The 21786-nt window shown below is 70.5% G+C and carries 18 protein-coding genes, 1 tRNA gene and 1 pseudogene; 12 read left to right on the top strand and 8 right to left on the bottom strand.

Going from position 1 to position 21786, the window contains the following annotated elements:
• The first annotated feature begins 14 nt into the window (after positions 1 to 14).
• Genes ACTIFU_RS04420 through ACTIFU_RS04405 form a run of 4 tightly spaced genes read left to right on the top strand, consistent with a single transcriptional unit; the run spans position 15 to position 4067 of the window.
• Positions 15 to 1073, top strand: a complete 1059-nt coding sequence (locus tag ACTIFU_RS04420) for an ABC transporter ATP-binding protein (RefSeq protein ID WP_439577078.1) — start codon at positions 15 to 17, stop codon at positions 1071 to 1073.
• A complete protein-coding gene (locus ACTIFU_RS04415; protein ID WP_439577077.1) occupies positions 1057 to 1935 on the top strand; it encodes an ABC transporter permease in 879 nt (292 codons plus the stop codon). Before ACTIFU_RS04420 ends, ACTIFU_RS04415 begins: the two co-directional genes overlap by 17 nt.
• Positions 1922 to 2734 (top strand): ABC transporter permease, encoded by an 813-nt coding sequence (locus ACTIFU_RS04410; RefSeq protein ID WP_439577076.1) that lies wholly within the window; start codon positions 1922 to 1924, stop codon positions 2732 to 2734. The genes ACTIFU_RS04415 and ACTIFU_RS04410 overlap by 14 nt, the downstream gene beginning before the upstream one ends.
• A 10-nt stretch (positions 2735 to 2744) precedes the next feature.
• Positions 2745 to 4067, top strand: coding sequence for an NAD(P)/FAD-dependent oxidoreductase (locus tag ACTIFU_RS04405; RefSeq protein ID WP_439577075.1), 1323 nt, complete (start codon positions 2745 to 2747; stop codon positions 4065 to 4067).
• 200 nt (positions 4068 to 4267) lie between these two features.
• Here the strand turns inward: ACTIFU_RS04405 and ACTIFU_RS04400 are convergent.
• A pseudogene (locus ACTIFU_RS04400) lies at positions 4268 to 5072 on the bottom strand (transposase).
• A 123-nt stretch (positions 5073 to 5195) separates the two neighbouring features.
• Between ACTIFU_RS04400 and ACTIFU_RS04395 the strand changes: the two are divergent.
• Entirely contained in the window at positions 5196 to 6752 is a 1557-nt protein-coding gene (locus tag ACTIFU_RS04395; RefSeq protein ID WP_439577074.1) for an AMP-binding protein, read from the top strand.
• Positions 6753 to 6757: 5 nt separating this feature from the next.
• Here ACTIFU_RS04395 and ACTIFU_RS04390 read toward each other — a convergent pair.
• Positions 6758 to 6831, bottom strand: a tRNA-Gly gene (locus tag ACTIFU_RS04390).
• A gap of 134 nt (positions 6832 to 6965) precedes the next feature.
• Between ACTIFU_RS04390 and ACTIFU_RS04385 the strand changes: the two genes are divergently transcribed.
• From ACTIFU_RS04385 to ACTIFU_RS04360, 6 genes are all read left to right on the top strand, one after another.
• On the top strand, positions 6966 to 9071 hold the full coding sequence (locus tag ACTIFU_RS04385; protein ID WP_439577073.1) for a protein-disulfide reductase DsbD family protein: 2106 nt from the start codon (positions 6966 to 6968) through the stop codon (positions 9069 to 9071).
• A 32-nt stretch (positions 9072 to 9103) separates the two neighbouring features.
• Positions 9104 to 9745 (top strand): redoxin domain-containing protein, encoded by a 642-nt coding sequence (locus ACTIFU_RS04380; RefSeq protein WP_439577072.1) that lies wholly within the window; start codon positions 9104 to 9106, stop codon positions 9743 to 9745.
• A 197-nt stretch (positions 9746 to 9942) separates the two neighbouring features.
• Positions 9943 to 10284 carry a hypothetical protein gene (locus ACTIFU_RS04375; RefSeq protein WP_439577071.1) on the top strand — a complete coding sequence of 114 codons (342 nt, stop codon included), beginning with the start codon at positions 9943 to 9945 and terminating at the stop codon, positions 10282 to 10284.
• Positions 10285 to 10569: 285 nt separating this feature from the next.
• On the top strand, positions 10570 to 13476 hold the full coding sequence (gene ileS, locus ACTIFU_RS04370) for an isoleucine--tRNA ligase (protein ID WP_439577070.1): 2907 nt from the start codon (positions 10570 to 10572) through the stop codon (positions 13474 to 13476).
• Between the two features lie 192 nt (positions 13477 to 13668).
• A complete protein-coding gene (locus ACTIFU_RS04365; protein ID WP_439577069.1) occupies positions 13669 to 14343 on the top strand; it encodes an SCO family protein in 675 nt (224 codons plus the stop codon).
• Between the two features lie 108 nt (positions 14344 to 14451).
• The gene (locus tag ACTIFU_RS04360) at positions 14452 to 14733 is read left to right on the top strand and encodes a hypothetical protein (protein WP_439577068.1); all 282 of its coding nucleotides are present in this window, start codon (positions 14452 to 14454) and stop codon (positions 14731 to 14733) included.
• A gap of 10 nt (positions 14734 to 14743) precedes the next feature.
• On the opposite strand, the gene ACTIFU_RS04355 is transcribed toward ACTIFU_RS04360, so the two are convergent.
• Both ACTIFU_RS04355 and ACTIFU_RS04350 read right to left on the bottom strand, forming a co-directional pair.
• Positions 14744 to 15484 (bottom strand): tRNA1(Val) (adenine(37)-N6)-methyltransferase, encoded by a 741-nt coding sequence (locus ACTIFU_RS04355; RefSeq protein WP_439577067.1) that lies wholly within the window; start codon positions 15482 to 15484, stop codon positions 14744 to 14746.
• A 17-nt stretch (positions 15485 to 15501) separates the two neighbouring features.
• The gene (locus ACTIFU_RS04350; protein ID WP_439577066.1) at positions 15502 to 15723 is read right to left on the bottom strand and encodes a putative signal transducing protein; all 222 of its coding nucleotides are present in this window, start codon (positions 15721 to 15723) and stop codon (positions 15502 to 15504) included.
• 105 nt (positions 15724 to 15828) lie between these two features.
• On the opposite strand from ACTIFU_RS04350, the gene ACTIFU_RS04345 reads away from it, so the two are divergent.
• On the top strand, positions 15829 to 16857 hold the full coding sequence (locus ACTIFU_RS04345) for a polyprenyl synthetase family protein (protein ID WP_439577065.1): 1029 nt from the start codon (positions 15829 to 15831) through the stop codon (positions 16855 to 16857).
• A 41-nt stretch (positions 16858 to 16898) separates the two neighbouring features.
• Here ACTIFU_RS04345 and ACTIFU_RS04340 read toward each other — a convergent pair whose 3' ends face one another.
• From ACTIFU_RS04340 to ACTIFU_RS04325, 4 genes are all read right to left on the bottom strand, one after another.
• A complete protein-coding gene (locus ACTIFU_RS04340) occupies positions 16899 to 18074 on the bottom strand; it encodes a M24 family metallopeptidase (RefSeq protein WP_439577095.1) in 1176 nt (391 codons plus the stop codon).
• Between the two features lie 188 nt (positions 18075 to 18262).
• Positions 18263 to 19222: a TAXI family TRAP transporter solute-binding subunit gene (locus ACTIFU_RS04335; RefSeq protein WP_439577064.1), complete on the bottom strand. Its 960-nt coding sequence runs from the start codon at positions 19220 to 19222 to the stop codon at positions 18263 to 18265.
• Between the two features lie 47 nt (positions 19223 to 19269).
• Positions 19270 to 21036: a hydantoinase B/oxoprolinase family protein gene (locus tag ACTIFU_RS04330; RefSeq protein WP_439577063.1), complete on the bottom strand. Its 1767-nt coding sequence runs from the start codon at positions 21034 to 21036 to the stop codon at positions 19270 to 19272.
• Positions 21036 to 21786: hydantoinase/oxoprolinase family protein (locus tag ACTIFU_RS04325; RefSeq protein WP_439577062.1), on the bottom strand; the 751-nt coding region annotated here is incomplete at its 5' end. The genes ACTIFU_RS04330 and ACTIFU_RS04325, both read right to left, overlap by 1 nt.

Below are 21786 nucleotides of genomic sequence, written 5' to 3'. Positions count from 1 at the left end.
CTGGAGGCTGCGCCGTGGACCTGACGGTGCGCGGCGTGGTGCGGCGGTTCGGTGCGGTGACCGCGCTCGCCGGAGTGGACCTGACGGTGGCCGAGGGGGAGCTGCTCACCATCCTCGGCCCCTCGGGCTCGGGCAAGACGACGCTGCTGAAGGTCGTGGCCGGGTTCGAGATCCCCGACGAGGGCACCGTCCACCTCGGTGCCGAGGACGTCACGCTGGCGCCACCGCGCCAGCGCGATGTCGGCATGGTGTTCCAGAACTACGCGCTCTTCCCCCACCTGACGGTGGCACAGAATGTCGCGTTTCCGTTGGAGATGCGGCGGCTGGCGAAGCCCGAGCGCGACCGGCGCGTCGCCGAGGCGCTCGCGCTGGTCGAGCTCTCCGGCTACGAGGCGCGGCTGCCGCGTCAGCTCTCGGGCGGGCAGCAGCAGCGCGTGGCGCTGGCCCGCGCGATCGTGTTCAACCCCCGCCTGCTGCTGCTCGACGAGCCGTTCGGTGCGCTCGACCGCAAGCTGCGCGAGTCGATGCAGCTCGAGGTGCGGCGGCTGCAACGGCGACTGAAGTTGACGACGCTGTTCATCACCCACGACCAGGAGGAGGCGCTGATCCTCTCGGACCGGGTCGCGGTGATGAACGCCGGGCTGATCGAGCAGGTCGGCACGCCGGGCGAGGTCTATGCGCGGCCGGCCACGCGCTTCGTCGCCGATTTCGTTGGCGAATCGAACCTGCTGGAGGGACGCGCCGCGGCCGATGGCATGACCGAGGTCGCGGGGCTGGGCCGGATCGCGCTCGACGGGCCGGTCGGCGCGAACGGCGCGACGGCGACGCTGCTGCTGCGTCCCGAGGCGCTGCGCGTCGGTGCGGCGGCGGCGGGCCTGGCGAACCGCGCGAGCGGACGCATCGTCGAGACCGTGTTCCTCGGCCTCTCGGTCAAGCTGCGCCTGCGGCTCGAGAGCGGGCTCGAACTGCTCGCGCGGCTGCCGCTCCGCCCCTCCGAGCCATTGCCGGCGGCCGAGGGCCAGACCGTCCCGCTCGGCTTCGCGCCGGAGGACGTGCATGTCGTCGGCGGCTGAGGTGATTCTGCGACCGACGCGCCCGCGCCCGGATCCCGAACGGGCGCGCGAGCGGACACTGCTGCTGCTCGCCGCGCCGGCCCTGCTGGTCCTGGGCGTGCTGTTTGTCTGGCCGCTGCTCCGCCTGCTGTCGATGTCGGTCGCCGACGGCACGCTCGCCCAGTTCGAGAAGGCGGCGCTCGACAGTCTCTACGTCGCCGTGCTGTGGGACAGCATGGAGATCGCCCTGTTCGTGACGGTGATCTGTCTGGCACTCGCCTATCCGGTGTCGCTCTGGCTGGTGCAAGCCGGCCGAACGGGCTTCATCCTCGGCATGTTCTTCCTGCTGCTGCCGTTCTGGACCAGCGTGCTGGTGCGCACCTATGCCTGGATGGTGCTGCTCGGCCGCAGCGGCGTGATCAACCGGATGCTGCGCGACTGGGGCCTGATCGAGGCGCCGCTGCCGCTGCTGCACAACCTGACCGGCGTGCTGATCGGCATGGTGCATGTGCTGCTGCCCTACATGGTGTTCCCGATCTATGCCGCGCTGTTGCGCATCGATCCCGATCTGAAGCGTGCGGCACAGGGGCTCGGCGCGCCGGCCTGGCGCGCGTTCCTGCGCGTCACCCTGCCGCTGTCGCTGCCCGGGGTATTCGCCGGCTGCGCGCTGGTGTTCGTGATCTCGCTCGGCTTCTTCATCACCCCCGCCCTGCTCGGCGGCGGGCGCGTGATCATGATCGCGATGCTGATCGAGCAGCAGGTTCGCGAGTTCCTCGACTGGCCCTTTGCGGCTGCGCTCGCGACCGTGCTGCTGGCGGCCACACTGGTGATCTACGCCGCCCTCGGTCGGCTGACGGGAGGACAGGCCCATGCCGCGCGCTAGGCGTCAGCGCTCCGGCGGCAGGATTGCGCTGACCGTTTTCGCGGGTGCGGTCTTCGCGTTCCTGATGCTGCCGCTGTTGGTGGTGTTTCCGATCTCGGTGTCATCCGCACCCTATCTCCAGTTCCCACCGCCTGGTTTCTCCTGGCAGTGGTACCAGCGCTATCTCGACGACCCGACCTGGATCGAGTCGACCATCCGCAGCTTCAAGGTCGCGTTCCTGTGCACCGCGCTCTCGATGGGGCTTGGCGTGCCACTGTCCTTCGCTCTGGTGCGCTCGCGCCTTCGCGGCATGCGCATCGCCGACCGGCTGGTCGCGGCGCCGATCATCGTGCCGACCATCATCATCTCGATCGCGGTCTACAGCCTGTTCGCGCAGCTCCGCCTGATCGGTGCGTGGTACGGGATCGCGATCGCGCACACGATCCTGGCACTGCCGTTCGTGGTGATCCTGGTCTCGGCGGGCCTGCGCACCTTCGATGAGGCGCAAGAGCAGGCGGCGATGGGGCTCGGCGCGTCCTGGCCGGTCGCGGTCTGGCGCATCACCCTGCCGCAGCTTCGCCCGAGCCTCGTCTCGGCCGGGTTCCTCGCCTTCGTCACCTCGTTCGACGAGCTGGTGATCGCGATGTTCCTCTCTGGCGCCTCGATGACGCTGCCGAAGAAGATGTTCGACAACATCGTGCTCGAGATCGATCCGACCATCGCCGCAGTGTCGGTGCTGCAGATCCTGCTGGCCTGCGTCTGTCTCGGTCTCGCGACGATCTTCGGCCGCGGCGCGCTGCCGGGGTCCACCACGCGCTAGGAAACGATCCATGGACCGCTCGCTGTTCCATCCCGAGTTCAAGGCGCGCCCCTTCTGGTGGGAGCACATCCCGATCGGCGAGAACCCCGAGGCCGAGCTGCCGGCAAGGGCCGACGTTGTGATCGTCGGCGGCGGGCTGACCGGGCTGAACTGCGCGATCGAGCTCGGCCGCGGCGGCGCGAGCCCGGTCGTGCTGGAGGCCGAGGATTTCGGCTACGGCGCCTCGACCCGCAACGGCGGGGCCGTCTCGGGCGGGATCAATCTCGGCAAGGGCATGTCGGGCGCCAAGGGCCGCGACGGCACGATGGACCCGGTGGTGCGCGAGATGATCGGCGATGCGGCCGAGAGCTTCGCGCACATCGAGGCCGTGATCGCGCGCGAGGGCATCGACTGCCACTGGGAGCGGTCGGGCCGCTTCGTTGGCGCGTTCACGCCGAAGCACTATGACGGGCTCGCCGCCAAGCTCGATCTCCTGAACACCGAAGCGGCGGCCGAGGCCGAGATGGTGCCGCGCGCGCGCCAGCGCGAGGAGATCGCCTCGGACTACTACTACGGCGGCATGCGCATCGACCGCAGCGGCAAGCTGCATCCGGGCCTCTACCATCGCGGCCTGATGACGGCTGCGCAACGCCACGGCGCGGTGCTGGTCGGCCGCTGCCCTGCGCTGCGCGTGGCGCGCACCGGCACCGGTTGGTCGGTCGAGACGCCGCGCGGCACCGTCACCGCGCGCGAGGTGATGATCGCCACCAACGGCTACACCGGCGACCTCACCCCGGATCTGAAGCGGCGCGTGATCCCGCTCGCCTCGCACATCATCGCCACCGAGCCACTCGATCCGGAGCTCGCGCGCAGCCTGATCCCGCGCGGCCGTACGCTCTCCGACACGCGGCGCGTGCTCTGCTACTACCGCATGTCGCCGGATGGCACGCGCGTCCTCTATGGGGGGCGGGCGCGCTTCACGCAGGTCGGGCCGGAGGTGTCCGCGCCGGCGCTGCACGCGATGATGCTGGAGCGCTGGCCGCAGCTGAAAGGCGTGCGCGTCACCCATGCCTGGACCGGCAACACGGCCTTTACCTTCGACTACCTGCCGCACATGGGTGTGACGCCATCAGGGCTGCACTACGCGATGGGCTGCAACGGCTCGGGCGTCGCGATGCTGTCCTATCTCGGCGCGCAGGTCGGGCGGAAGATCCTCGGGGGCGGCAACCGCGTCACCGCGTTCGACGGCCGCAGCTTCCCGACCCGGCCGCTCTACACGGGGTACCCTTGGTTCCTGCCGATGATCGGATCGTACTACCGGTTCCGCGATTGGGTTGACCGTCGCGTTGCGTGAGCCCCTGGCTCTGTGCGCGGCCCGCACCCCGTAGGCGATCGCGGAGGGGCTTCCGAGCGGCAGAGGGTGCGCAGCGTCAACGCGACGTGTCCCCCCGCGCGGGAGGGCGCCAGGGTAAGGGTCCATGCTGGTGCGCGGCTGACAGAAACAGGCGGGGGAAAGGGCGGGAGTGTCAGGAATTTCGTGTGGGACCGCGGTGATCATGGGTTGAGGCGGTCGTGGAAGAGGATGGCGAACTGCGCCCTGGCGGCGTGCCATTCCCTGGCGGGCATTCTCCACTCCTTGGCGGCGCGGTTCAAGACGAGGAACAGCAGCTTGAGCGCGGCATCGTCGTGCGGGAAATGGCCGCGGGTTCGGACCGCGCGGCGCAACTTGGCGTGCAGCGCCTCGATGGCGTTGGTGGTGTAGATGATCCTGCGCACCTCGGCGGGGAAGGCGAAGAACGGGATCACCTCGGGCCAGTGCCTTCGCCAGGCGGCAGCGATCGCCGGGTATTTGCGTCCCCAAGGGCCGTCGGCAAAGGCGTCCAGCACGGCCCGGCCGGCGTCCGCGTCACGCGCGCGGTAGACCTCCTTCAGCGCCGCGGCGACGGCCCGGCGGTCCTTGTAGGAGACGAAGTCGAGCGCGTGGCGGATGAGGTGCACGGTGCCGGGGCCCATCGCGGCAAGCCGCGATGGAAGCCCGTTGGCCTGGGCCTGGGTGTGCAGGAACACTGCGGCGATCAACCGCGGGTCGAGGCTCGCCAGCCGCGGTCGCGCGGCACCGGCAGGTCGAGTTTGCCGATGCCGGTCAGCACCGTCTTGGCGCCGCAGCCGTTCCGGCTGTTGCCCGCGCGGCCTCGCACGTCGGGTGATGGTCCATCTCCGCGCTCAGCGCCCGCTCGGCGAGCGCCTTCTTCAGCCCGTCCAACAGGCCGCCCCCGGCCAGGGCGGCGCGCGGGTCGGACCCGGACAGCAGCCGGCCCAGAATGTCATCCGGGATCGCAGGCGGGTTGCGGCGTGGCATCCAGGGGCTCCTTCGGCTCCACCCTACGGCCCCAAACACGAAGTTCCCGATGGACCCGACTCTGAGACGACACCGCCTCCGGCGTATGCTCGGCACGATGGTGTCATCCCGGAAAGGGCGCTGATGCGTCTGACCCAACTCCTCGCCCGCGCGGCGCAGATCCAGCCGCATGGCGGCGGCACGCGCCACCACGGCCGCGACCATGCCTGGCCCGAGGTGCTGCATCGTGCGCGCCGCCTTGCGGCCGGGCTGATCCGGCTCGGCCTCGCGCCAGGCGATCGCGTCGCTCTGCTCGCCGCCAACGGCGACCGCTTTCTCGAGACCACCTTTGCGGTCGCGTGGGCCGGCGGCGTCCTGCAGCCGGTCAATCTGCGCCTCGCCGGGGCGGAGGTCGCGGAGCAGTTCGCCGATGCGGGAACCCGCGTCGCGGTGTTCGACGAGGCCGGGCAGACGTTGCTCCAGACGGCCGACGCCGCCCTGCCCGCGGACCTTCCCCGACTGTTCATCGGCGAGGCCGCGCCGCCGGGCGCGCTCGCCTACGACACCTGGCTCGGCCTGGCGGAGCCCGGTGAGGCATCGTCGCGCGGCAGCGACGACCTCGCCGCGCTGATCTACACCGGCGGAACCACCGGCCGGCCCAAGGGCGTGATGCTGTCGCACCGCAACCTGGTGGTGAGCGCGCTCTCGCTCGCCCACGCCCAGCGCGAGGAGCAGGGCGACGTGGTGCTGTTCGCCTTTCCGCTGTTCCACGTCGCGGGCTTCGTCGGCATGCTCAAGAGCACGCTGACCTGCGCCACGTGTCTGTTCCTGCCCCGGTTCGATGCCCTCGCGTTCCTGGAGACGGTAGCGCGCGAGCACGTCACCCGCGTCGGCATGGCGCCGACCATGCTGCGCATGGTGCTCGAGCACCCGGATTTCGGGTCGTTCGACCTCTCCAGCCTGACCGCCCTCACCTACGGCGCCTCGCCGATCCCCGAGTCCGTCGTCGAGACCGCGATCGCACGGCTTCCCCATGTCGGGCTCATGCAGGGCTATGGCCAGACCGAGTCCGCGAGCGGCTTCACACTGCTGCCACCGCGCAACCACGTGCTCGCCGGGCCGCACGCCGGCCGGCTGCGCTCCGCAGGCTACGCCAACGCGGCGAGCGAGGTCGCGATCCTCGATCCGCGCGGACGGCCCTTGCCGGCTGGAGAAGTCGGCGAGATCTGCGTGCGCGGCGACCATGTCATGCTGGGCTACTGGAATCGCCCCGACGAGACCGCTGCGGCGCTCGCGGGCGGCTGGCTGCACACGGGCGATCTCGGCTGTCTCGACCAGGACGGGTTCGTCTTCATCGTCGATCGGCTGAAGGACATGGTCGTCACCGGCGGCGAGAACGTGTTCACCGCGGAGGTGGAGAGCGCGCTGAGCCGCCACCCGGCGGTCGCGGAGTGCGCCGTGATCGGCGTGCCCGACGCGCGCTGGGGCGAGCGGGTGCACGCGGTGGTGCGGCTGCGCGACGGCGCGGCCGCCGACGCGGCCGCGCTGATCGCACACTGCGCGGGGCTCATCGCGCGCTACAAGTGCCCGAAGAGCGTCGAGTTCCGCAATGATCCGCTGCCGCTCAGCGCGGTCGGCAAGGTGCTCAAGACGCTGCTGCGCGCGCCCCATTGGCAGGGGCAGGGTCGGCGGATCGGCTGAGCGGCTGGAGCGGGTAGCGGGAATCGAACCCGCGCATTCAGCTTGGGAAGCTGACAGGCTACCATTACATCATACCCGCGCCGCCGGGAGTTATAGGGTGCCCACCCCTGCCGCGACAAGCGGGGCGCGGCCATCTGGCTCACGCGCTGCTGACTTGCCCTTGCTGCGCTGCGAAGCGAACTCTCGTCGCGCCGCGACAACGGGAGACCGTGGATGTCGTCCCATACCCTGCGCCGTCTCGTCTTCGGCGCAGCGCTTCTCGTCAGCGTCCAGGGTCCTGCCTCCGCCACCTCCGGCGGCGTGGCTGAGACCGAGCGCGTGCGCGCCGAGCTTCTGGCCGATGTCGCCGCGATCGCGCCGGGCAAGACGTTCCGGATCGGGCTCGATCTCGCCATGGCGCGGGACTGGCACACCTACTGGCGCAACCCGGGTGATTCCGGCATGGCGACCGAGATCGCGCTCGACCTGCCGGAGGGCTGGCGCACGGACGGGATCGCCTGGCCGGCGCCGGAGCGACTCCCCTACGGCACACTCGTCAATTTCGGCTTCCACGACCGGGTGACGCTGCCGGTCACGGTGCATCCGCCGCGCGACCTCGCCCCGGGCAGCACCATCACGCTGCGCGCCGAGGCGAGCTGGCTGGTCTGCAAGGATGTCTGCATCCCCGAGGAGGCGGTTTTCACGCTCACCCTGCCGGTCGCCGCGACGCCCGTGCCGGCCCGACCTGAAACGCTTGCGCGATTCACCGAGGCCGAGCGGCGCCGGCCCGGCGTCTCTCCCTTCGCCGCGCGGATCGAGGACGGCGGGCCGCGCGTCGCGCTGGTGCTTGCGGGTGCGGGGCGGGCGCAGGCGACGCTGCGCGAAGCGGTGTTCTTCCCGCATGACTGGGGCGTAATCGATCATTCCGAGATCCAGACGGTGCGGCGCGAGGGCGGCGACCTCCGCATCGAGATGGTGCGCGGCGAGGCCGGGCTCGGCGAGCGCATCGCCGGCGTGGTCACCCTCGCCGAGGCGGCACCGGACGGCGTGCTGACCACGGCATTCACGATCGACGCGCCGGTGGCTCCTGCCCCGCCGCCCGGAACCCTGCTGCCGTTCTGGCAGGCGCTGCTGTTCGCCTTCGCCGGCGGGCTGATCCTGAACCTGATGCCCTGCGTGTTCCCGGTGCTGTCGATGAAGGCCCTGGCGCTGGTGCGGCTCGGCGCGGGGGCGCGGTCGGAGGTGCGCGCGCACACGCTCTCCTACACCGCCGGCGTGCTCGTGAGCTTCGGTCTGATTGCCGTCGCGCTGCTCGCGCTCCGTGCCGGCGGGATCGCGGCGGGCTGGGGGTTCCAGTTCCAGTCGCCGGTGTTCGTCGCGCTGGTCGCCTGGGTGCTGTTCGCGGTCGGCCTGTCGCTTTCGGGCGTGTTCCACGTCGGTGGGCGGCTTGCAGGCGCGGGGCAGTCGCTCGCGATGCGCGGCGGGCATGGCGGGAGCTTCTTCACCGGGGTGCTCGCGGTGATCGTGGCGACCCCTTGCACCGCGCCGTTCATGGGGGCCGCGGTCGGGTTCGCGGTGACCGCGCCGCCGGCGGTGCTCGTCTCGGTCATGGTGGCGATGGGGCTGGGGCTCGCCGCGCCCTACGCGCTGATCGCCGCGGTGCCGTCACTTGCCGGGCTGATGCCGCGGCCCGGGGCCTGGATGGAGCGGCTGAAGCAGGCCATGGCCTTCCCGATGTACGCCTCGGCCGTGTGGCTGGTCTGGGTGCTGTCGCAGCAGACCGGACCTTCGGGGGTGCTGGTGGCACTCGCGGGAATGGTGCTGATCGCCTTCGCCGCCTGGGCGTGGGAGGCGACGCGCGACGCAGGAAGGGGCTGGCGCCGGACCGGGACCGCGCTCGCCGGGGCGGCGGCGATCGCGATGCTGGCGCTCGTGCCGCGGCTCGAAGCCGCCCTGCCCACGCAGACGCGCTGCAGCGAGGCGGCTGGTCCCGCAACCGCCGAGCCCTACAGCGCAGCGCGCCTTGCCGCGCTGCGTGACGACGGCCGACCGGTGTTCGTCAACATGACCGCCGCCTGGTGCATCACCTGCCTCGTCAACGAGCGCACCTCGCTCGCGACCGGCGCGGTGCAGCGCGCGTTCGCCGAGCGGGGCATCGCCTATCTCAGCGGCGACTGGACGCGCCAGGATCCGGCGATCACCGACTACCTGCGCCGCTTCGGCCGCTCTGGTGTGCCGATCTACGTGTTCTACCCCGCCGGCGGGGGCGATCCCGTCGTGCTGCCCCAGATCCTCACCGAGGCGATCGTGCTGAACGCGCTCGGCGCCGCGGGCGGATGAACGTTTCCAACAGCGCAATCAGGAGTGCGATCATGACGATGTTCTCGACGACACGACGTACGCTGTTCGCCGGTGCCGCCGCGGGCGCCGCGTTTGCCGCGGTCGGCGCACCGCGCCTGGCCCTCGCCGCTCCGGAGACCGGCCGGCCGGCGCCGGACTTCGCTGCCACCGACACGAAGGGCGCACGGGTGTCGCTCGCGGACATGCGCGGCAAGGTTGTGGTGCTGGAATGGACCAACCATGACTGCCCGTTCGTGCGCAAGCACTACGGTGCCGGCAACATGCAGGACCTCCAGCGCCTTGCCGCCAGCCAGGGCTTCACCTGGATCAGCATCATCTCCTCCGCGCCGGGCAAGCAGGGCCATGTCTCGGCGGAGGAGGCGAACCGACTGAGCGAGACGCGCGACGCCACGCCCGCGCACGTGATCCTCGACCCCGAGGGCACGATCGGCCGCGCCTACCAGGCGCGCACGACACCGCAGATGTTCGTGATCGGCACCGATGGGACGCTGCTCTACATGGGCGGGATCGACTCCATCGCCTCCTCGCGCCAGGCGGACATCGAGACCGCGGTGCCCTATGTGCGCAACGCGATCGAGGCCATCGCCGCCGGCCGGCCGGTGCCCGAAGCCGTGACGCGGCCCTATGGCTGCGCTGTCCACTACGCGACCTGACGCGCACGCTGCGGGAGCGGATGGGCTCCACCTCCGCTCCAGGCACGTCAGATGCGGCGCTTGCGCGACGACGCGGCGGGGAGGGATTCTGAGGTCTGCTCCTGTGCCGGGAGCGGCGGAGGGGTGGTCCTGCGGCGTGTTCCGGGGATTGCCCTGTTTCTCGGGCGCCGAATCCGCGTCACCCTCTGACCGAGGCGATGTTCATCGCCCTGGCGGCGGGCGTGTGCGGGGCGCAGACCGGCGTCGAGAGGGCGGCATCCGGGGTGACGCAGGCGCCGCTGCCGGGGCTGGGGCCGCGGCTCGCGCACGGGGTACCGAGCCATGACGCCCTCTGGCGGCTGTCCCAGGCGGTCGATCCGGCGGCCTTTCGGCGCGGCATGGCCGGGTTTGCTGCGGCGGCGGAGCAGGTTGTCGAGCCGCACGACACGACCGCGCGCCGCCCCGTTCGCCGGTGCCGTGGTCGCGCGCCGCCACAACCGGCCCTGCGCGCCTCTGCGACCGGCTCCTCGCCGCCGGGAAGCCCAGGATGGTCGAGCTGATTGCCGTCGGGCGAACGCTCCTCGCCATCCTCAACGCCACTCTCAGGGATCGTCGCCCGCGGCAGACCGCCCGATACCCAATCCCGCCCGGGGGGGAGAGGGAGATCACGCCCTGATCGCTCCCGCGCGCAGCGCTGTCGTCACCGCCCCCTTCGTTGACCGCCCCGGTGCGGGGCGGTATCGCTCCCTCATGCACCGGTCGCGGCACGCACGAATTACGGCCCCGGCGCTCCGCTAGAGCGCCGGGTCACGCCCCACGCCACGAATCCGAACCGGACCGATCCGATGACCGACAGCAAGCGCGACTACCGCGACACGGTGTTCCTGCCGACTACGCCTTTCCCGATGCGGGGCGAGCTGCCGAAGCGCGAGCCCGCCCTGCTCGAGCGCTGGAACCGCATGGACCTCTGGGCACGGCTGCGCGCGGCCTCCAAGGGCCGCGAGAAGTTCGTCCTGCACGACGGCCCGCCCTACGCCAACGGCAACATCCATATCGGCACCGCGCTCAACAAGGTGCTGAAGGACGTGGTGAACCGCGCCAAGCAGATGGCGGGGTACGATGCCAACTACGTCCCTGGCTGGGACTGCCACGGCCTGCCGATCGAGTGGAAGATCGAGGAGCAGTACCGCGAGCGGAAGCGCAACAAGGACGAGGTGGACGTCATCGCGTTCCGCGCCGAGTGCCGCGCCTATGCCGAGCACTGGCTCGGCGTGCAGCGCGAGGAGTTCATCCGCCTCGGTGTCGCCGGCGACTGGTGGAACCCCTACGCGACGATGCATTTCCGCTCCGAGGCGATCATCGCGAACGAGATCGGCAAGTTCCTGCTGAACGGATCGCTCTATCGCGGCGCCAAGCCCGTGCTGTGGTCGCCCGTCGAGAAGACCGCGCTTGCCGATGCCGAGGTCGAGTACCACGACCACAAGAGCACGACTGTTTGGGTGCGGTTTCCTTTGGTGGGAACTTTTGAGGCTTTAGGGCGTGGCGACGACGAAAGGGTCAGACACGTCGCGCGTACCGTGCGCGAGCATGAACCATCAATCGTGATCTGGACGACGACGCCTTGGACGCTTCCTGGCAATCGCGCCATCGCTGCCGGCGCTGACATCGACTACGCCATCTTTCGTGTCGATGACGTCGAGCCGTCGTCACGCGCTCAGCAGGGTGAATGGCTGATCGTCGCGCTGAGTTTGTTGCCTGAGTTCTGTTCAACAATCGGGATACGAACTCACCACATCGAACTCGTTGTGAAAGGACAAGAACTCTGGAACTTCCAGGCTGATCACCCGTTTGAGCGGCACCCGGCTCAAGATCTGAAGGCGGCCTATCGCTTCCGCGTGCCTGTGTACCTTGGCGACTTTGTCACCACCGAAGCCGGCACTGGCTTCGTACACATCGCGCCAGGACACGGAGAAGACGACTGGGAACTTGGCAGGCAGCACCGCCTTGAGATACCCGAGACGGTTGGCCCAGATGGGCTTTTCCTACCGCACGTGCCGCTCTTCGCCGGCGTCCATGTCTACGAGGCCGCCGATCCGGTCTGCGCCGCGCTGGCCGACGCCGGCGCGCTGCTCGCGCGCGGGACGCTGACGCACTCCTACCCGCATTCCTGGCGCTCCAAGGCGCCGCTGATCTTCCGCAACACCCCGCAGTGGTTCATCGCCATGGACGGCGAGAACGGCGTGCGCGCGCCGGCGCTGGCCGCGATCGAGGCGACGCGCTTCGTCCCCGCGCAGGGCCAGAACCGACTACGCTCGATGATCGCCTCGCGCCCCGACTGGTGCGTCTCGCGCCAGCGTGCCTGGGGCGTGCCGATCGCGATCTTCGTCGACAAGCGCACGGGAGAGCCGCTGCGTGACCCCGCGGTGATGGCGCGCACGGTCGCGATCTTTGAAGCCGAAGGCTCGGACGCCTGGTGGACACGCCCGGCTCAGGATTTCCTCGGCAACGACTACGACGCGCAGGACTACGAGCAGATCCGCGACATCGTCGAAGTTTGGTTCGAGTCCGGATCGACCCATGCCTTCGTGCTGGAAGGCAACGACGCGTTGAAATGGCCCGCCGATCTCTATCTCGAGGGCTCGGACCAGCACCGCGGCTGGTTCCACTCCTCGCTGCTGGAGGCCTGCGGCACGCGCGGCCGCGCGCCCTACGACGCGATCCTCACCCACGGCTTCGTCGTCGACGAGCAGGGGCGGAAGATGTCGAAGTCTCTCGGCAACACCGTCGCTCCGCAGGAGGTGATCGCCGAATACGGCGCCGACATCCTGCGGCTCTGGGTGATGGCGTCCGACTACACCGAGGATCTGCGCATCGGCAAGGAGATCCTGAAGCAGCAGGCGGAGCTGTACCGGCGCATCCGCAACACGCTGCGCTGGCTGCTCGGCGCGCTCGACGCGTTCGACGAGTCCGAGCGCGTGCCGCTCGCCGAGATGCCCGAGCTCGAGCGCTGGGTGCTGCACCGGCTCGCCGAGCTCGATCTCCGCGTGCGCGAGGCGACCGGGAATTTTGAATGGACCGGCGTGTTCGCCGAGCTGCACGGGTTCTGCGCCACCGACCTCTCCGCGTTCTACTTCGACATCCGCAAGGACGCGCTCTACTGCGACCGTGCGGATTCGCTCCGCCGACGCGCCTGCCGCACGGTGCTGGACCACGTGTTCCGCGGACTCGTTACCTGGCTCGCCCCGGTGCTGGTGTTCACGGCCGAGGAGGCATGGCTCGCGCGCTTCCCGGGCGAGGACGAGAGCGTGCATCTGCAGACCTTCCCCGAGATGCCCGCGTCCTGGCGCGACGACGCGCTCGCCGCGCGGTGGGCGCGCATCCGCGAAATTCGCCGCGTCGTCACCGGCGCGCTGGAGCGCGAGCGCGCCGAGGGGCGGATCGGGTCGTCGCTTCAGTCCGCGCCCGTGCTTGCCGTACCCGACGCAGATCGTTCCCTGCTCGACGCGGAGGGGTGGGCCGAGATCTGCATCACCTCCGGCCTGATGCTCACCGCAGCCGCGCCCAGCAATGCCTTCACTGTCGAGGGGATCGAAGAGGTGGCAGTGGTGCCGGCCAAGGCTTCGGGATCGAAATGCGAGCGCTGCTGGAAGGTGCTGCCCGAGGTCGGGGCGCATCCGGATCATCCGGGCCTCTGCGACCGTTGCCACGATGCGGTGACGTCCGGGGTGCTGGCCCGGCGCGCGGCGGCGTGAGGCGCCCTCACCCTGTCCCTCTCCCGCGCGGCGGGAGAGGGGACGCAACGTCGCCGCCAGGTTCCCTCTCCCACGGGAGAGGGAGAGGGACAGGGTGAGGGCGCGGCCAGCGCGCCCAGCGTCGCCACCGGCGCATCACGTCCTGGCGCGTCCGCTTGGCGGCCCGCGCGCAGGGGCGTATGGACCTCGTCGATGACCGCCCCCAAGCCGCCCGCCGGGGCCCCGCCCGCGACCATCCGCTGGCTGCGGACGATCCGCTTCGCCGCCTACGGGCTCGCCGCGATGCTCGCGGTCGGCACCGGGGCCACGCTCTGGCTGAAGCAGGACGCCGGGATCGAGCAGCGGCTCGGCGGCATGTCGGTGCCGCCGTCGGTCTCGATCGGAGGCCCGTTCAGCCTGACCGACCACACCGGCACGGCGGTCACGGACTCCAGCTATCGCGGCCGGATGATGCTGATCTTCTTCGGCTTCACCCACTGCCCCGACATCTGCCCGACCGAGCTGCAGGTGATGGCCGAGGTGCTCGACCGGCTCGGCGAGGATGCCGCCCGAGTCGCACCGATCTTCATCACCGTCGATCCCGAGCGCGACACGCCCGAGGCCCTGGCGCGCTATGTCGACCTGTTCGATCCGCGCATCATCGGGCTCACGGGCACCGCGGAGCAGATCGACGCGGTGGCGCGCGCCTATCGCGTCTACTACGCCAAGGTCCATCCGCCCGAGACGACCACCTACACCATGGATCATTCCTCGTTCGTCTACCTGATGGATGCCGAGGGGCGGTTCGCTGCCCTGTTCCGCCACGGCGCCGCCCCGGCCGAGATCGCCGCCACCATTGCCGCGCATCTCCGCCGCCCCGGGGTCTGACCGGGCCGGGCGCGGTTTTCGGGTCGCCGCTCGGCCTGTTTCGCGCTAGACTTGCGCGGAGAGGGTGGGAGGAGACATGCGCCGTCCATCGGTGGGCAAGGGGTTGCCATGAGTGGTGAAGACGTCCAGCTCGAGGCACGCGACCGCGAAGCCACGCGGCATCCGCCGCGCTACAGCCGCCGGCTCTCGGACAAGATCCTCATCGCCTTCCACCATGCGTGCGACCAGGGCGACTTCGAGGTCGCCGAGCAGTTGCTGCACATCCTGGAGATGATGCTGACGCGCCGGCCGCTCAGCCCCGACACGAACCGGCGCAAGAACATGGAGAGCCTGGTGGCCGCGCATGAGCGGCTCTGGCACCTGCGCCACCCGGAAGCGAGCCAGCTCTGACTGGGCGCGTTCAGCTGAGCGCCAGGGCGTCCGCCTCGCGCAGCACGCGCTCGGCCGCGTCGGTGTAGCCGCCCTCGGCGCGGTGCAGCGCCACGCCGGGCAGCAGCCGGCAGGGTGCGCGCCCGCCCTTGATCCCCTGCACGATCACGCGCCGCGCCGCCGCCCCGGCGCGCGGCCACAGCGGCAGTAGCGCGAGACCGCCGATGCCCGCTTCGCCGAGCGCCGCGATCGCGTCGGGCAGCCGGGCCGGCGGCAGGACCAGTGTGAGCGTACCCCGCGGCGCAAGCCTTCGCGCCATCGCCGCAACCCAGAGCGCGAGCGCGACCTCCGCCGACTCGTGCCCGGCCTCGCGGCGCGGGGCGAGTGGCGAGACGGTGCCGCCGAGATGGAACGGCGGATTGGCCATCGCGTGCGCGCACGCGCCGTGCGCGGCGGCGGCGCGCGCCGTCGCCCGCGTCGCCAGATCGCCCGTGACGACCAGAAAACGGTCACCGTTGCCGTTCAGCGCTGCATTCGTGCGCGCCAGCTCGGCGAGCGCGGCGTTGCGCTCGATGCCGACCACACGCGCACCGGCGACGCGGGCGAGCAGGCAGAGCGCGGCCGCGCCGCTGCCTGTGCCGGCCTCCAGCACCCGATCGCCCGGCCGGGCCGGCACCGCCGCCGCCAGCAGCACCGGATCGATCGCGGCACGGAACCCCTCCGCCGGCTGGCACAGCCGCACCCGCCCGCCGAGCAGGGCATCCTCGGTCATCCGCATCGCCCCGCCGCTCAGCGCGGCGTGCCGGTCCACTCCCCGGCCTCGACCAGAACCCGTCGGGCGCGCACCTCGTCCTCCTCGGCGACCATCAGTCGGCGCGGAATCGCCGCGGCCGAGCCCTCGAGCACGCTCATGTGCTGGTCCAGCACGATCACGTCGATGCCCGCGTCGCGCAGCAGCACGCGGAGGAACGAAAGGCGGACGGTATCGTTGGTGCGCAGGAGCTCCCGCACGCTGGTCCCCCGGGGTGCCGGGCGCGGCCTTGCCTTGACCCGGTTTTTGCACGGCCAATATCCTGGGTTCCGGCTGAACGGGTCAAGCAAGGACAGGAGTGGCGCGTGCGCGCGGTGGCCGAGCGGAGGAGGGAGGACGGGCCGGCCGCGATCCGCGACGATGCGCTCGAGGCGCTGACCGAGCTCGTGCGCGAGGACCTCGAGGCGTGCAACCGAGTGATCGTCGCGCGAATGCAGAGCCCGGTGGACCTGATCCCGCGCCTCGCCGCGCATATCGTCGCCGCCGGCGGCAAGCGGCTCCGGCCGATGCTGACGCTCGCCGCGGCGCGGCTATGCGGCTATCGCGGCGACCGGCACGTGAAGCTCGCCGCCTGCGTCGAGTTCATCCACACCGCCACGCTGCTGCACGACGACGTGGTGGACGAGAGCGCCCTGCGGCGCGGGCTTGCCTCGGCGAACGCGGTGTTCGGCAACAAGGCCTCGGTGCTGGTGGGCGACTTCCTGTTCAGCCGCAGCTTCGAGCTGATGGTGGAGGACGGATCGCTGCCCGTGCTCGCGATCCTCTCGCGCGCCTCGGCCACGATCGCCGAGGGCGAGGTGCTCCAGCTCGTGACTCAGAACGATACAGCAACGACAGAGTCGCGCTATCTCGACGTGATCCGCGGCAAGACCGCCGCGCTGTTCGCGGCCGCGACCCGCATCGGCGCGGTGGTGGCCGGCCGCGATACGGAGGACGAGGCGGCACTCGATGCGTTCGGGCTGAATCTCGGGCTCGCCTTCCAGCTGGTCGATGACGTGCTGGACTACGACGCCGACCAGGCGACGCTCGGCAAGACCGTCGGCGACGATTTCCGCGAAGGCAAGGTGACACTGCCGGTGCTGCTCGCCTTCGCCGCCGGCGACGAGAGCGAACGTGCGTTCTGGCGCCGCACGATCGAGGATCAGGAGCAGGGGCCGAACGATCTCTCCACCGCCCAGGGGCTGATGCGCCGGCACGGCACGCTCGCCGAGACGCTGCATCGCGCCGAGGCGTTCGGTGCAGCGGCCAAGGCATCCCTCGCGCGCCTGCCCGACGGGGCCGAGCGGCGCGCGCTGATGGACGTGGTCGATTTCGCGGTGGCGCGCGCGCGGTAGTGCGCCGCGGCGCGGGTGGCGCCTGGCCGGCCGGCGGAGCGCTACGTCTTCGCGAACAGGATGCGCGGGTGGTCGGCGAAGCACTCCGCCCCGGAAGAGGTGACGGCGAAGGTCTCGGAGATCACGATCCCGAACGTCTCGAGCCAGAGCGCCGGGATGCAGTGGAAGGTCATGCCCTCCTCCAGCACCGTGCGGTCGCCGGCGCGGATGCTGGCGGTGAGTTCGCCCCAGGTCGGCGGATAGCCGATCCCGACCGGGTAGCCGATGCGGCTGTCCTTCTCCAGGCCGTGCCGTGCGATCACCGCCGACCACGCCGCGGCGAGCTCCTCGCACGCCACGCCCGGCTTCACGCGGTCGAGCACCGCTTCGAGCCCCTCCGCGATCACCCTGGCGATCCGGTCCATCTCGGCACTCGGCCGGCCGAGATAGATGCAGCGCGACAGCGGCGCATGGTAGCGGTGCCGTACGCCGCCCATCTCGATGTAGAACAGGTCGCCTTCGACCAGCGGATCGTCGGTCCAGGAGAGATGCGGCGCCGAGCACAGCTCGCCGACCATGGCGTTGGGCGGCTTGCACGGGAAGGTGCCGCCGAACTCCGGCAGGCCGGCGGTGGTGACGCGGTAGAGCTCCGCCATGACGTCGCATTGCCGCACGCCGACCGCGGCCGCCTCGAACGCGGCCTGCTGCGCGGCGGCGGCGATCCTGCCAGCCTGGCGCATGAACTCCAGCTCGCGCGGCGACTTGCGCATGCGGCAGCGGTTCACGAGCAGGAAGGCGTCAACGAAGCGCGCATTCGCCAGTCCCTGCCGCAGCAGCGCATCCCACCGCGCGGTGTAGTAGTAGTCGTCGGTCTCGACCCCGATCGTGCCGCCGGCCCAGCCTCGGCGGGCGAGCTCCTCGGCAACGTACTGCATCGGGTGCAGCTCGTCCGAGCCGACATACCGGTCCGGATACGGCACGACGTTATCGGGCTTGAGGAACGCGGTGAACTTCGCGCCCACCGCGTCCATCTTGCGGCCGATCCAGACCGGCTCCTCGGCGGCGAGGCTGACCGCGACGATCTGCGGCGTGTAGAACGACCATCCGTCATAGCCGGTGAGCCAGAACTGGTTGGCGGGCGAGGCGACCAGCAGCGTATCGATCCCGCGCGCCGCCATGCTGCGCTTCACCCGGTCGATCCGGTCCAGGTACTCGCGGCGCTCGAACAGGCGTTGCATGGGCACGACGGTCTCCGGGCTTGACCAGGGTCAGGATCGCCCGCCGCCGCCCAGGCGGCCGCAGCGGGGGCCGCCCGCGGCGACCGGGGCGGCCGGCCGGGGCCCGCCCGGCCCCCCCCCCCCGGGCCTGGCCCAAGGGGGGCCGGGCCCGGCAGGCTGCCCTGGCGGCGCAGGCCGGGCACGCGCGATCAGCGCAGCGCGATCCCCTTCTCGGCATAGAACCGCGCCGCGCCGGGGTGGATCGGCACCACCATGCTCTTGCCGGCGTTCTCGACGTTGAACAGGCCGGCATCAGGATGGATCGCCTTCAGATCGGCGTGGTGCGTGTCGAGCAGCACCTTCGTCACCGCGTAGACCAGCTCCTCCGGCAATTCCGCGCGCGTCACGAGCAGGATCGGGTTGAACAGCGACGTCACCGGCTGGGTTTGCCCCGGATAGATGTTGGCGGGGATGTCGGCGACGAAGAAGAACGGGTGCGTCTCAAGCACCTGCTTCGCCCTCTCCTCGCCGATCGGGATGAAGCGCACAGACCGGGAGGTGGCGAGATCGGTGATCGCCGGCGTCGGCGCCGCTCCGGAGAACACCGCCACCTCGATGTTGCCATCGCGCAGCGACGTCATCAGCTCGGCGGCGCGCAGCTGGAACTGCTGGAACCGCCCGGCGATGCCGTACACCTCGGCGATGCGCGGAAACCAGTCCTGCGCGGTGATGCCGACCAGCACGCCGACCCGGCGATTGGCGAGATCGGCGACCGTCCGCACGGGCGAGTTGGCCGGAACGATGATCTGGAACGGCGAGGAGTAGCCGGTCGCGACGTAGCGGATGTTGTCGTAGCGCTCGTTCGCGAACGGCGCCTTCCCCTTGACCGCCGCGTAGGGTCCGCTCGAGGCGGCAAGCGCGAACTCGATCCGCTTCTGCCCGAGCAGCCGCGTGTTCTCGATCGTCGCCGCGGTCACGCGAGCGGTGGCTCGGACATTCGGCACGTGCTGCTCGACCACGCGCGCCATGCCGGCCGAGACGATGTGGAACGAGCCGCCGGTGCTGCCGCCGCCGAAGGTGATGAACTCGGTGGCGCCGGCCGGCGAGCGCGGCACCGCCGCCGTCGCGAGCAGAGCGGCGGCGCCGGTTAGAAGGGTACGCCTCGACATGGTGCATGCCTCCTTGTTGCGTGTTGATCCAGGAGGGCCCGCCGCGATCAGCGGTCGAGCCCGGTGATCTCGAACGTGACCGGATCGATCCGGATACCATAGAGCTTTGCGGCGTTCTCGACCGAGACAAGGCCCGCCTCGACATCGGCGCGAACCTGTTCGGGATCGCGCTCCTTCGGCGGTCCGTAGCCGCCGCCGCCGGGTGTGTAGTGGGTCACCGTATCACCCTCGCGCAGCTGCTCGATGTCGCCGATCGCATAGGCGAGCCGGCGCTCTTCGGCCGTGCCCTCGTTGATGACCCAGCGTCCGCCATCGCCTGGCAGGCCACCGGCCGTGCCCTGCGGTCGTGAGACTGACTTCTGCGAGGTGTGATGCAGCTGCGGATCCTCGCCGAGGATCCGGTAGGTGAGCACCTGTCCAACACCGCCGCGGTTGCGACCCGCACCGCCTGAATCCTCGCGCAGCTCGCGGCGCAGGTAGCGCACCGGTGATTCGGTCTCGATCGCCTCGATCGGTGGGATGTGGCAGTTGGTGACATGGCACGCCATCACGTTGATGCCGTCCGCGCCAACCGTCGCACCGATCCCGCCCGGCACGACCTCGCCGAACATCACGCGACGGTCCGAGCGCGGGTCGATCGCCATGCTGTAGTTGTAGAGACAGCCGCAGGAGTCCCCCATCACGCGCTCCGGCACCGCCTCGGCGAGCGCGCCCATGATCAGATCGACGATGCTGTGGCATACCACCATGCGCTGCATCACCGCCGCCGGCGAGCGCGCATTGACGAGCGTTCCTGGCGGCGCCTCGACGCGGATCGGCCGCTTGCAGCCCTCGTTGCTCGGGATCTCGGCGGCCGTGATGCAGCTCATCGTGTAGTAGATCGCGGCGAGCGTGGTGGCGAGCGGGCTGTTGATCGGCCCCTTGATCTGCGGATCGGTACCGGTGAAGTCGAACAGCAGATCGCTGCCCGACTTCACGACCTTCAGGCGCAGCCAGTACGGCCCGCCGCAGGCACCGTCATCCAGCACCGGTTCGGCATGGCTGTAGGTGCCGTCGGGGATCAGCGCGATCTGCTCGCGCGTGCGGCGCTCTGAATAGTCGAGCAGGTCATCGAGGCAGGCACGCATCGTCTCGCGGCCGTACTTGCGATACAGCGCCAGCACGTCCTCGGCCGCGGCCTGCACGCTGGAAAGCTGCGACAGAACGTCGTTCTCGTGCACCTCGGGCGTGCGCGTGTTGGTGAGGATGATCGCCATCACCTTCTGGTCGAGGCGGCCCTCCTCGACCAGCTTGAGCGGCGGGATGCGCACGCCCTCCTGGAAGATCTCGGTGCCCCAGCCGCGCGTGCCCATGTGCATCGCACCGATGTCGAGGTGGTGCACCATCAGTCCGGTGAAGGCGACCAGCTCGCCCGCGAAGAACACGGGATGGAACACCAGGTAGTCGTTGCCGTGCGTCGCGGCGAGCGAGCCGTTGCCGGCGAAGGTGTCGTTCGTCAGCACGACATCGCCCGGCCGCCACGCCTCCTTCGGGACGTAGTGCTCGAGGATGGTCTTGAGGCAGATGCCGACCGTGTTGAGCTGGATCGGCGGGCCGGCTTCCTCGGCGAGAAGCTGGCCGTCGGCATCGAGGATGGAGGCGGAGCAGTCCTCCATCTCCTTGACGATGAACGAGTTGGCCGAGCGGATCATGCGCCGCGTGATGCGCCGTGCGGCGGCGCGCAGCGCGTTGCGGATGATCTCCTGCGTCACGGGATCGACGGTCGCGCCCGTGCGGGCGGCCGTGCGCGGCGTCGTGAGGGTGGCGCTGTCCATCAGATCGCTCCCCGCTCGGCGCGCGCGTTCAGCATGTCGTCGAACGCCACCGTCCAGTCCGACGGCACGAACAGCGTCGCGCCCGGGTATTCGACCAGTGCCGGACCGATGAGCCGATGTCCCGGGCGCAGCGTGACGAACCGGTAGATCGGCGTCTCGGCCGCCTCGCCGCCGGGCAGCAGCACGCGCCGATGCTCCGACGGCTCGGCGCCGCCGCTGCCCGGCGCATGGCGCGGCCAGACGATCGGCGGCATCACGCCAAGCGCGGTGACGCGCAGGTTGACGATCTGGATCGGCCGGCTCGCGAGATGGTAGCCGTAGGCGACGCGGTGCTGCTCGTGGAAGCGTTCGGCGAGCGCTGCGGTCCGGCCCTCGGCGAGGAGGTCGGGCGTGATCGGCAGGTTCAGCTCATAGTTCTGCCCCTGGTAGCGCAGATCGGCCGAATGGAGCAGCACGCGCCGGTCCGGCGTCACCTGCTCGGCGGTCAGGGCCGCCTCGGCGTCGTCCAACAGCCCACCGAGCACGGCGACCAGCCGGTCGCGGTCGGCGCCAGCGAGATCCGAGACGATGGTGCGCACGAGGTCGTGACGGATATCGGCCAGGATCAGTCCGGTTGCGGACAGATTGCCCGGCGCCGGCGGAATCAGCACGCGCCGCATCGACAGCGCCTCCGCCAGAGCGATGGCGTGCAGAGGGCCCGCGCCGCCGAACGCGACCAGCGTGAACTCGCGCGGATCGATACCGCGATCC

It is taken from the genome of Elioraea sp., from assembly GCF_051860475.1.
Taxonomy (GTDB): domain Bacteria; phylum Pseudomonadota; class Alphaproteobacteria; order Acetobacterales; family Acetobacteraceae; genus Elioraea.
Note: the sequence above shows the minus strand (reverse complement) of the source record. Positions and strands in the feature narration are given on the sequence as shown.